This is a genomic window from Acinetobacter nosocomialis (genome assembly GCF_041021905.1).
In the GTDB taxonomy this organism is placed as follows: domain Bacteria; phylum Pseudomonadota; class Gammaproteobacteria; order Pseudomonadales; family Moraxellaceae; genus Acinetobacter; species Acinetobacter nosocomialis.
The window spans coordinates 3,079,176-3,090,602 of sequence record NZ_CP157432.1; the positions used below are offsets into that span (position 1 = coordinate 3,079,176).

10 protein-coding genes are annotated in these 11,427 nt (G+C 40.1%); all 10 read right to left on the reverse strand.

The annotated features are described in order from the left end of the window. Positions 1 to 9: 9 nt before the first annotated feature. Positions 10 to 723: a HupE/UreJ family protein gene (locus tag ABLC00_RS14355; protein ID WP_001165581.1), complete on the reverse strand. Its 714-nt coding sequence runs from the start codon at positions 721 to 723 to the stop codon at positions 10 to 12. A gap of 5 nt (positions 724 to 728) precedes the next feature. Then, complete coding sequence (locus tag ABLC00_RS14360) at positions 729 to 1,100, reverse strand: hypothetical protein (protein ID WP_000181823.1); 372 nt, start codon at positions 1,098 to 1,100, stop codon at positions 729 to 731. A gap of 11 nt (positions 1,101 to 1,111) precedes the next feature. Continuing rightward, positions 1,112 to 4,240: an efflux RND transporter permease subunit gene (locus ABLC00_RS14365; protein WP_000460236.1), complete on the reverse strand. Its 3,129-nt coding sequence runs from the start codon at positions 4,238 to 4,240 to the stop codon at positions 1,112 to 1,114. 14 nt (positions 4,241 to 4,254) lie between these two features. Further along, a complete protein-coding gene (locus ABLC00_RS14370; RefSeq protein ID WP_001041870.1) occupies positions 4,255 to 5,730 on the reverse strand; it encodes an efflux RND transporter periplasmic adaptor subunit in 1,476 nt (491 codons plus the stop codon). Between the two features lie 10 nt (positions 5,731 to 5,740). Beyond that, positions 5,741 to 6,940 (reverse strand): TolC family protein, encoded by a 1,200-nt coding sequence (locus ABLC00_RS14375; protein WP_000039774.1) that lies wholly within the window; start codon positions 6,938 to 6,940, stop codon positions 5,741 to 5,743. Between the two features lie 48 nt (positions 6,941 to 6,988). Beyond that, positions 6,989 to 7,444: a hypothetical protein gene (locus ABLC00_RS14380; protein ID WP_002086797.1), complete on the reverse strand. Its 456-nt coding sequence runs from the start codon at positions 7,442 to 7,444 to the stop codon at positions 6,989 to 6,991. Positions 7,445 to 7,600: 156 nt separating this feature from the next. After that, positions 7,601 to 8,497, reverse strand: a complete 897-nt coding sequence (locus tag ABLC00_RS14385) for a hypothetical protein (protein WP_000589670.1) — start codon at positions 8,495 to 8,497, stop codon at positions 7,601 to 7,603. A 212-nt stretch (positions 8,498 to 8,709) separates the two neighbouring features. Continuing rightward, the gene (locus tag ABLC00_RS14390) at positions 8,710 to 9,753 is read right to left on the reverse strand and encodes a YqaJ viral recombinase family protein (protein WP_001090272.1); all 1,044 of its coding nucleotides are present in this window, start codon (positions 9,751 to 9,753) and stop codon (positions 8,710 to 8,712) included. Positions 9,754 to 9,921: 168 nt separating this feature from the next. Then, a complete protein-coding gene (locus ABLC00_RS14395; RefSeq protein WP_000951122.1) occupies positions 9,922 to 10,965 on the reverse strand; it encodes a DUF932 domain-containing protein in 1,044 nt (347 codons plus the stop codon). Between the two features lie 58 nt (positions 10,966 to 11,023). After that, the gene (locus ABLC00_RS14400; protein ID WP_000058781.1) at positions 11,024 to 11,311 is read right to left on the reverse strand and encodes a hypothetical protein; all 288 of its coding nucleotides are present in this window, start codon (positions 11,309 to 11,311) and stop codon (positions 11,024 to 11,026) included. Positions 11,312 to 11,427: the final 116 nt, after the last annotated feature.

Here is an 11,427-nt window from a genome sequence, read left to right on the forward strand (position 1 = left end):
TTTAGATCCTTATTGAGTAATGAAGCCAGTAAGTTGATAGCCAACAAGTAAAAAACCGAGGAACATGAGGAAGACATTGCTTTGATAAGCTGTTTTAAAGAAATAAGGTGTCTTTCTCCAAAACGTCATTAATAACAAGATGATGCACAGAGCCATAAACTGGCCTAATTCAACCCCAATATTGAATGAGATTAAATTTGCCAACAGTCCATCACTCGGAACTTCATATTCCTGAATTTTTACTGCGAGTCCAAAACCATGAATCAGACCAAAAATTAAAGTCGCGATTTTCGTGTTTGGTTGAAAACCAAACCAACGCTGATAAGCCCCCAAGTTATCTAGAGCCTTATAAACAATCGAAAAACCAATGATTGCATCAATGATGTAGGCGTTTATCGAGATATTGTAATAAACACCCACCAGCATCGTAATCGAATGCCCAAGTGCAAATAGGCTGACGTACAAGCCGATATCTTTCATTCGGTATAAGAAGAAGATAATGCCAACAAGAAATAGTAAATGGTCATATCCAGTGACCATATGCTTCGCACCCAAATAGATGAATGGAATCACATGAATGCCATAAATTTCTTGAATATAGCCCTTATCACCTTCCGCTACTCCATGAGCAAAAAGTGTAGGGCTTACCAATGTAATGAATAAAGCAAGTAATAGCTTTATGTAAGCACTTAATTTCACAATGTGTGAAGCAATAATTTGCATGTATATCAAACTCCAAAATTTAAAATGAATTGAAAATCCATTAACTTTTTGGGCGGTTTAAAAATACGACTCACCATCAGATAAACATATTCTTTTGACCAATCTAAAATCGAAATCCCTTTTAAGAGATGAGCTAAAGCGGCCGATTTAAGTACGTCATAGCCAACAAAATGTTCATAGTAATTATCTTGGTGACTATGTGAATGTTGTTGGCTTATCTCATGATGGTGAGAGTTAATTGCATCAATTGAAACGTGTCTCTGAAATTCATTTTCAGTTACATGCTCTTTAAAGTGCAAACATAAAGCGAGACTGATCATGCAGACTAGCAACATCATCACAAATTTGTTTTGTTTATCTCGCAATATATTTGTCATTAAAGATGCCCCTAAACAACCTGTTTAGCAGCTTCGTTTGATTTTCTTGACCTACCTTGGTTAAACCACACATATAAGGTTGGCAAAATAATCAAAGTCAGTAAGGTTGATGAAATAATCCCACCAATAACAACAGTTGCAATTGGGCGCTGAACTTCAGAGCCAATGCCTACGTTTAAGGCCATCGGAATAAAACCTAATGAAGCGACTAAAGCTGTAATCAACACGGGACGGAGTCTTTCCATTGCACCATGTTTCACTGCATCAATGACACTTTCACCTTGAACTCTAAGTCGCTGAATGGCTGAAACAAGAACCAAACCATTCAGCACAGCAACACCCGATAAGGCAATGAAACCCACAGCCGCAGAAATTGAGAATGGAATATCACGTAGTGCTAAAGCAATCACACCACCTGTTAGTGCAAATGGCACACCTGTGAATACCAAGATACTGTTTCTAACATTACCTAAAGCCATATAGATCATGGCAAAGATCAGAATTAAAGCAATCGGTACTACAACCATAAGACGATTTGAAGCAGATTCCATTTGCTCAAACGTACCGCCCCAAGTCAGCCAATAACCATCTGGTAATTTAAAATCAGCATTCAGCTTAGATTGTGCTTCTGAAATGTAACTACCAATATCAGTTCCACGAACATTTGCTGTAATGACGATACGCCGTTTACCATTTTCGCGAGAAATCTGGTTTGGTCCTTGAACGTTTTTTAACTCGATCAATTCTGATAAAAGAACACTCGAACCATCAGCTAAGCTCACAGGAATCTGATACAGCTTTTCTAGATCTGTTACCGAGTTTTGATCCATACGTACCACAATGTCGAACTTTCGATCTCCTTCAAACACCTTACCTACTGTCTCACCTGTGATTAGGCTAGAAACCTGTTTTTGTACATCCTCTGCATCAAGCCCATAGTTGGCAATCATGTCTTTTTTCAGCTCAACAGAAACCATGGGTAAACCAGACATCTGTTCGACTTTAAGATCAGCAGTACCTTTGACTCCCTCTAAAATCTTAGCGGCAGCGTTTGCTGATTCAAGCAACTGCTCTAAATCATCACCATAAATTTTTACGGCAACATCTGTTCGGACACCTGAAATAAGTTCGTTAAAACGCATTTGAATCGGCTGTGTAAACTCATAATTGTTTCCATATACGCCTTTAGATACGCGTTCAATTTCAGCAACAACCGCAGACTTTTCCTTATCAGGATTAGGCCACTGACTACGAGGTTTCAGCATGACAAAGTTATCTGCTACGTTAGGTGGAACAGGATCAGTCGCAATTTCAGCAGTCCCCACTTTGGCAAAAATAGTCTGAACTTCTGGAATTTTCTTAATCTCTTTTTCTAACGTGTATTGCATTTCAATTGCTTGAGTCAACGACGTACCAGGGATACGCAAGGCATGTAGTGCTACATCTCCCTCATCCAAGGAAGGTATAAACTCTGAGCCTAAACGAGTCGAAAGACTTGCACTAAAAACAAAGAAAATAGAGACAAAAGCGATTAGCAAATATCTGTGATTTAAAGACCAATCTAGAATTGGGTTATAAAATCTTTTGATGCCATGGACGATTTTTGACTCTTCTTCTTTAATTTCACCAGTAGTGACCAATGCCACCATTGCAGGGACAAACGTAATTGAAAGAATCATTGCTGCCACTAAAGCCATAACCACTGTTGCAGCCATTGGTGTAAACATCTTTCCTTCAACACCAGTCAGAGTCATTACAGGTAGATACACCAAGATAATGATCAATTGACCATAGAGAATCGCTTTGCGGGATTCTTTAGTCGCCTCAAACACAGTCGTAAAGCGTTCTTGCCTTGTTAAAACTCGCCCAAGCTCTTTTTGTTTAATTGCCAACTTTGCTAAGGAGGCCTCAACAATTACAACAGCACCATCTACAATAATCCCGAAATCTAGTGCCCCAAGACTCATAAGGTTTGCACTAATTTTCTGGTTCACCATACCTGTGATTGTCATCAGCATGGATAAAGGAATGACCAAAGCGGTAATCAGCGCAGCACGGAAGTGACCAAGAAATACAAACAGAACAACGATTACCAGAATCGCACCTTCTAAAAGATTCTTTTTCACCGTCTGTATCGTTGCATCAACCAAAGTTGTACGGTTATAGACAGCTTTTGCTTCCACACCTTCTGGTAATGATTTTTGAACCTGTTGTAGCTTTTGATCAACAGCGTGAGCAACATTTCGTGAGTTCTCACCAATAAGCATGAATGCTGTACCCAGTACAATTTCTTGCCCATCTTTAGTTGCAGCACCTGTACGTAATTCGTGACCAATAGATATTTTGGCAACATCTTTCAATCTGAGGATATAACCATTGCTCGTCGTAATCGGGATATTCTGGACTTGCTCAATCGAGTTAATTTGAGAATCAGAACGAATTAAATACTGTTCACCATTTTTCTCAATATACCCCGAGCCTTTATTCATGCTGTTCTTAGAGATAGCCTCTAAAATTGTCTTCTGATCCAGCCCTATGCTACGTAAATAAGCATAATCAGGTTGAACTACAAATTGTTTGAGATAACCACCAATGGTATTGATTTCATTAACACCCTCTACATTTCGAAGCTGAGGTTTAATCACCCAGTCTTGTAAGGTGCGTAATTCCGTTGGTGAAAGTGGATTAGGATTGTTCTTGGCATTTTCAACGGTATACATGAAGATTTCGCCAAGTCCTGTAGAAACAGGCCCCATAGAAGTTGCAATTCCAACGGGAAGATTTGGTGTCACTCCTTGTAGCTTCTCATTGACTAATTGTCGGGCAAAATAAATATCCGTCCCTTCTTTGAAAATTGCCGTTACTTGAGATAGACCATATCGAGATACGGAGCGTGTATAGTCTAAATTTGGAATACCTGCCAAAGCAGTTTCAATGGGATAGGTCACTTGAGACTCCATCTCCATTGGAGAGAGTCCTTGAGCTTCACTATTAATCTGGACTTGTACATTCGTAATATCAGGGACTGCATCAATCGGTAACTTGAAATAGTTATAAACCCCTAATGCACCAACAAATAAAAATACGATAAGTACAAGCCAACGATTCTTAATCGAGAGCTTAACAATCTGGTCAAACATAGTCGCTACTCCCCTTAGTGGTCATGAGTAGCGCCAGATTTCCCTAGCTCTGCTTTTAAAAGATATGAATTTCCAGCGGCATAAACCTGTCCTACGCGTAATCCAGATTTAACTTCCACATACCCATTGTACTTTTCACCAAGCTCCAGAGGCCTAGCTTCAAAATCATTGCCAACACGAATGAATACAACATCCCAATCACGGAAGCTCTGTAGAGCATCTTCACGCACAACCATCGGCTTCAAACTTTGATTTTCAAAAATTTGGGCCGTGATTAACTGTCCTGAGCGCCACTTAAACTGGTTTGGTACTTCAATAAAGACCTGTGCTGTACGTGTCTTTGGATCAATGACATCACTGATATATTTAATTCGTCCTAAAGCTTCTTCTGTATCCACAGGGCTTTGAGGTTTAACTTTAACCTTATTGTTAGGATTTATAGCATTTAGCCTGTCAGCGGGAACATTAACAACTGCTAAAAGTTGAGAAGTATTTGCGATTTTAAAAATAGGTGTTGAAGAACTTACATTTGATCCAACAGCACCAAGGACTTCTAATATTGTTCCAGACATTGCAGCACGAACTTCAACAGTACCATTACTAGAACCACCATAAGAGTTGATTAAGTTATTCAACTCATTTGCACGAGTTTGTGCTGCGTCAAAGTCTCGTTTTGCTGAAATATAATCAATTTCAGGTGATACACGCTTTTGCCATAGCGCTCGTTCCTGTTCCATTTTTTGACGAGCAAACTGTAGGCTGTCCAAAGCAACTTTACGATCGGCATTCAAACGAATTACATCTTGGCTTTGAACTACAGCAAGTAAGTCTCCCTGACTCACCTTATCACCTAGATTACGGTAAGTTTTGATCAATGTCCCACTGGCTTTAGGCGTAATAAAGCTTTCAAAATTATCAGGAAACTTCAGTTCGCCTTTTAACTCCAAAGCATTTTCAAACATCTTTGATTCAACTTTTAAAAGCTCTAATCCACTGCTCTTAATACTACTGTCCAACATGGTGACACGGCCTTCCTTCGTATCCCATTTCCAAGTATGCTTTTTCCCTTGATAATCAACGTTTATCATCATTAAAAAGGAATGTGGCTCGTAAACAATTTCATTCCCAATTAAGTAATCACTCTCAGGTTGAAATTGAATATTTTGCTCGGCATCCAAACGTTTGATGTAGATATTTGCTGTTAAGTCTTCAGGTTTAAGTAGTTTATCTTTCAAATACCCATAAACACGGAGGTGTGGTTCCACTCCTTCCTCAAATATCTTGACCTCAGCAGAGAAATCTCCATCTCGATATAAACGACCACCGTGAGGCCCTTTCTCATCTCCAGCCACAGCTACTTTTTCTTCGGCGACCTCACCATGTGCGCTCGCTTGTGTTTTATTGCCCGATTTATACCAAGCAATTGCACATAAGACGATAAGTAAGGCAACGACACCAGTTGCAATCAATGTATTGGTTTGTTTATTCATATTCTTGCCCTTATTCTTGATCTAAATGAGTAATGTAGTTACGTTCGACATCTGCAATTTCAGTTTGCAAAGCCAACCACATATCGAATCGAGCAAGATGTTTGTCTAACCAAATTTGCTTAATATTATTGAATTCAAGTAAAGAGTTTTTCCCTGCTTGGTATCCCATTTCAGCAATTCGGAGACTCTCATTTGTTGCGGGCAAAACCGTTTGATCATATTGCTTAATCGCATCAATCAAGTTGGAAACCTCAATAGCCTTGTTTTCCAATTCAATTTTAGAATTACGATTCACAAGCACCGACTGTGTTTCTGCTTTCGTATGCTCTGCTTGAGCGATCGCAATATTGCCTTTATTTCGACTAAAAATATTGAGGGGTATTGATGTCGAAACCTGAAAGACTTTGTCATTGGTTTCTTGGTAGTTTCTAACCCCTACTCCCAAAGTAATATCTGGTATTGCTTCTTTACGAGCCAACTCAAACTGAGCTTTTTTCAGCTTTGAACTTAAAGTTGCTTCTTGCTCAGACAAACTTATTTTGTCTGTGAAATTAAAGCTTAGCGGAACCTCCAATGCACTACTGGGCAGGTTGGAAGTGAACTTAGAACATAGATTTTTCTGGAACTGAATCTTCTTCACTTCATTTTGATGGCGCAATTTCGACTCAGATGAAAGTGCTATGCTTAGTTGAGCATCGGAAGGAATTACTCGCCCGTACTTAAGACGTTCGGAAAGAACGTTAGCTTGTCTGGCATTCAATTTACTCTCAGAAGAATAAATTTCAGCACGCTGAGTAGCTACATACCAGTTCGCCATACAGATTCTTAAATCTGCTTTGAGTTCAGCCTGACGCTTTGCTATTTCGAACTGATTACGATCACCTTGAAAACTCGCAATCTGTTTTCTCAAGGAAAGTTTATTACTGAGGGGGATCTCTTGTGATAGCCCCAGCAAGGTTGTTGGGCCATCCAAATCTTTCAATTTTGAATTACCGAGATTATCCAACTCCATATTGAAAGTCGGATTAATTAATCTGCCAGCAAACTTTTGATTGATTTCATAAGCTTGCTCGGACTGCTGTAAGCTATTGAGTACAGCATCATTTGCGATTACCTGCTTTTGTAGTTCTGCATAATTCGTTTCTGCGAATACATTTGCTGCTGTTGCTACAAATCCACAGGTAAGAAATATCTGATATTTTTTAGACATGACTTTACCTATACAAAAAAATTAAAAACTATTTTTTGTATAGAAAGATCAATTACGTAGGACGATTAAATCTTTAGAGAAAGTATAAGAATTACTAAATACTAGAGGGGATCGCCGCTTTAAAAAGACTCGATAAACGGGCTTTTCAAAAAGCTGGAAAAAGAATAAAACTAGTGGAAGTGCGAAACTAAGAATAAAGATTGGATCTATGCTGAAATCACTATCAGAAGAAATTGGCTTTACTGAATGATGATAGATCGGCTCATCAAAATTCTTCCACGTATGTGCTTCTGCATCATGATCAGCAGAACTTTTTAGAGAATCATCTGAGTGCTGTAAAGACCAATGACTAGAAGCATCATCCTCTACAATGATACTCAACTCATGCTGATGTTCAATATTTTCAAGTAGAACAGGCGCCCACGCATGAACTCCCGTAATTGTTATGGTAAACAAAAACAGGACAAATGCGAGTATAAGCTTAGAAAACCTACTTGAACGCATAGTCATGAACATACTTCTGATTTGCTACCAAAATACTAAAAAGCGTTATTAAAGTAAATCCATCTCTCAAAAATTCTAGGAGTGAGTATTTTCTTATCTACAGTCCAAAATCTGCAAAAAAAAGAGTACAAGTACTCTTTTCTAACTAGGTCCATTTCAATTGAGAGCCTGCACAGAATGCTGCAACCCTTTCTGAATGTCTTGAACATGAGTTAAATCACTAAGCTGCTGACCCTGCTCTGGTTTTGGTTCATTGATATAAAACTCCTCAACAATATCCAGTCCCTCCTCACCTCCTACCTCAAATCTGGCATTACCATAACCTAGCCTTGCCACATGATCTAAAGCCTCCTGATAAAACCCTGCTGTCTTGCTTTGTCCATCGATCTGTTTGGCTGAAGTAATGGCTTCTTGTAGATTGATTCCATCACGTAAGGTTAAGTCCACGTAATAAATTGGGGTACGGTAACTTTGCGTTGTGCTTTTTCCTCGTAAGGTCAGTTGCAATGGCAAACATGAAAGTAAATCACCTGAAGCCGCATGGTAATAACGAAGCCGTGCAGCTAAGGTACGAATGCTATTGAAACCTGTAGTCCTAAAAATGAATGTACCCAACTCATCCGACTCATCTAGATTGACGTAAAGCCGCCCATAAGGCTTGCAGTGTCCACCTTGGGCCAAGGGGCATAAATCAGGTGATGGACATGGATGCTGTTCAACCCCGTTTTGTCCAAGTCGCTGACAGGTTTCACCATTACCAGTACAGATGGGCCGACCAGTTTGTCGGTCGAATAGAGTGTACTCAGCTCGCAAGTTGAGTTCAGGATCATTAAAAATCATCCGGACAGGAATGGTTCTGAGTTTCTGGTTTTGTGCCTTGGCTCTTAGCTGCTCATCCAGTGGGTGTTTCACCCAGCCATCCTTATTCTGAATTTGGCTAGTAATCGTAAATTGATCATCTTTTTCAGGCAGACGTTTACCATTCTTTTCGACCACTTTACCGATACTAATTCTGCCGAGTATTGGCGGTGTAATCGCTAAACCTTTGATCATGTTGTTTGTCCTATAAGTAAAATTTTACTGATTACCCCTTGCTATGTAAGTAAACAGAAATATGAAAAGCTACGACTTCGCAAAAACCGCCATTGTTGGTCTACCGCTCCTTCGGGAGTCGGTAGATCGGGGGTGGTTTTTTTGCGCTTTTGGGAAGAATGGATATTTCATGCATATATAGTTAGCGATATAGATGCATGGTTTTGATCGGGTCAGTCATCATTGCTATAGATTTGAAAACGTCGTGTCCCCACCTTGTTTTGTGGAAACTCATTGATTAGTTCAGGATGCATTTTCAATACAGCCTTATTATCTAAAGCAATGGAGTCTTTAGATCGTTTCCACGTCACTGAACCATTGGCAAAAGTTGCTCGTTCAGCATCTTTCATTAACATCTGAATTTGATGCTTAGTTTCATCAAAGCTGTTTTGGTGTTTTTCAATATGATGCTTTTCTTGAATCAGTTGAGCAAACAACTGATTGGCTTGTTCATTTTGACTGAGATCTTCGACACTGAGTGGAATATGTTGAGGATAGAGTTGCTGAATGGCTTTAGCTGCCGATTCACTGGCATCGACTGAAGGTGGCGTGTCATTTTCCACACACTCCCAAAAGTATCGCTCTGCATTCACAATATGTTGAATGACTGATTCACTGCGTGCCACTTTATAGATACGAGTTTCATGACCACAGATCAGCACACAAATATGCGCTGCCTTTTTGCCTGTTACAGCGAGTTGATGTTGCACCTGACACAATACGTATAAAGGCACACCATCTCGCCATAACTTTGCTCCATATTCCCCTGCGGTTTTGCATTCTAAAATCTGTACTTCCTCACTACCTACCACCGAGTAATCTAAGTTAGCCAGCATAAAATGCTTATCCTCATCAGGATGTTGTAGTACGGCATTGATACGACGAACTTTGTTGTTGGTATGCATGCTGTAGTATTCAGCGACCAAAGGTTCAAGTTGTTTACCCCAATATAAAGGGGCATGACCTGTGCTTTCATCTTCAATGGATTGTTTAACTCGACCTGTCTTGATCATCCACAGTTCTAGCATCGACATATAGGGATTAAGTCCACAGGCTGCGGCACAGTCACTACTGCCAATACCTTGGCGTCTGACTTCAAGCCATTCTGCTTGAGTCATATTCTTTGTATTGACCAAGCGTTTGGCTGTGAATAATTTTGGGGCAATAAATGGGGTACTTGCCTGTTGCATAGATGGATTTAAAATTGCGGTATTCATATTGAAGTCCTGATTATTTTGCTATGTAAAATGATGGGGATCACAAAAAATGGGCATAAAAAAACCACAGCCGAAGCTATGGTTTTAATAATTTTTAAAATTCGAAATTCCATTTAAAAATGCTTAGTTAGGTCTAACTTTCCATGATTGAAAAATGTATATTCCGCACTATGCAAGCATGTTAAGTGCCTGTTCCAATCCTCGTTGTTTGATCGATGCGCCAGCACCAAACCAAGCTGAATCAAGCCGGTGATCGGTACTCATGGCACGACGTTCGTGGTCTATAAATTCTGTGATTGAACACAGTAATCCATAGGCTGTTCCTTTGGCTGAACTTAGCTCCGCACCTCGTCCTTGACCATTAAACATTTCCATAGCTCGACTCATCGATTTGGCATTTGGTTCAGCTTTGTCCTTGCCATTGGCTTGGGCTTGTAAGGCTACATCACGGTAGAACTGGATGATGTTGTCCTCCTGATCCACCACGTTGTTCATTGTGCTGTTATTGAACACGGCATCAAAGTAAGCGGATGCTTCCATCTGACTCACTTTACGTTGTGTCAGTTGCTTCATTTCATACATGTGTTCATCCCATGCACGTACTGAAATACCGAGTTGCTGTTTGACCTTATCAGCATCAAATTTAGTACTGTGTGGAACTTTGACCACACCTGCACTGCTGTTCTGTCCTTTTAAGGCAATCGCTAAAGTATTGTTGCACACTACTCGGATCGAGGTAAATTGTGCGGTGGTGGCAAGGGTTCCGTCACATGCTGTTGCCAAGAGCATATAGCCATTACTGACATCTTTGCCCTTCAACATGGATGTTTGCCCTGTACGTGCTAGTGCCCAGAATTTCTTGCCACCTTTGAGTACACCTGCGGTTTCAAGTTCAAAACCTGATTGCTCGGTGAGGTCACGATAGAATTCTAAAATCTCTCTCGGTTGCACTTCCTGAAAGCGTTGACTGACGACTGACAGTGGAGCATGGGTATCAGAGCGATATAAAACTCGTTGTTCTTCATAAGGCATGATGATGCTTTGCCCACGGTCATTCTGCGCCATATAACTGACATTAGAAGATTCAATCCGCCAATCCATACCTGCCTGCTGTGCCCAGACTTCAATCGGTTGGTTTTGTGTCAGTTGATTCCCTAGTCCGTGCCAAGGGGTTTCTCCGACATACGCCATTTGTTCAAGTTGATGTGCCATAGTTTTATTCCTTTTAATTTGAAAATGAAATTTGAATTTGTGTGGTTACTAACGATCTTTAATGCAAAAGGTGCGCTGGAAACTTTTGGTAGCAGTTGTGGCAGAAGCATAAATTCTGCTGTGGTGGTGTGCTTTGTTCGGTAAATGAATTCAACACACTGCCGAGTACCGTTCCTGCTATTCCACCGACAATCGGTGGCAGATTGAAAGACTTTGCGACCGTGGTTCCCAATGCACCCAATGTGGTCGGTGTGACCAAATTGGTTAAGGTCGTATTTGATTGTTGTGTACTTGCTTCAACCAATATCACATTCGTTGAATGGCAAAAGGGACAGCTCAAGCTCATAGCTCGACTCCTTAAATTTTGTGCATAAAAAAAGCCTGCTCGATGGCAGACTTTGTTTTCATATTTTCATGAAGAACTCAAAAGAGTTTCATGATTCTCATTAGGATATTATGTGT

What these genes read in the sequence shown, in the direction of transcription:
- ABLC00_RS14355 (WP_001165581.1), bottom strand. Translation starts at nt 723, where the DNA reads ATGCAAATTATTGCTTCACACATTGTGAAATTAAGTGCTTACATAAAG.
- ABLC00_RS14360 (WP_000181823.1), bottom strand. Translation starts at nt 1,100, where the DNA reads ATGACAAATATATTGCGAGATAAACAAAACAAATTTGTGATGATGTTG.
- ABLC00_RS14365 (WP_000460236.1), bottom strand. Translation starts at nt 4,240, where the DNA reads ATGTTTGACCAGATTGTTAAGCTCTCGATTAAGAATCGTTGGCTTGTA.
- ABLC00_RS14370 (WP_001041870.1), bottom strand. Translation starts at nt 5,730, where the DNA reads ATGAATAAACAAACCAATACATTGATTGCAACTGGTGTCGTTGCCTTA.
- ABLC00_RS14375 (WP_000039774.1), bottom strand. Translation starts at nt 6,940, where the DNA reads ATGTCTAAAAAATATCAGATATTTCTTACCTGTGGATTTGTAGCAACA.
- ABLC00_RS14380 (WP_002086797.1), bottom strand. Translation starts at nt 7,444, where the DNA reads ATGCGTTCAAGTAGGTTTTCTAAGCTTATACTCGCATTTGTCCTGTTT.
- ABLC00_RS14385 (WP_000589670.1), bottom strand. Translation starts at nt 8,497, where the DNA reads ATGATCAAAGGTTTAGCGATTACACCGCCAATACTCGGCAGAATTAGT.
- ABLC00_RS14390 (WP_001090272.1), bottom strand. Translation starts at nt 9,753, where the DNA reads ATGAATACCGCAATTTTAAATCCATCTATGCAACAGGCAAGTACCCCA.
- ABLC00_RS14395 (WP_000951122.1), bottom strand. Translation starts at nt 10,965, where the DNA reads ATGGCACATCAACTTGAACAAATGGCGTATGTCGGAGAAACCCCTTGG.
- ABLC00_RS14400 (WP_000058781.1), bottom strand. Translation starts at nt 11,311, where the DNA reads ATGAGCTTGAGCTGTCCCTTTTGCCATTCAACGAATGTGATATTGGTT.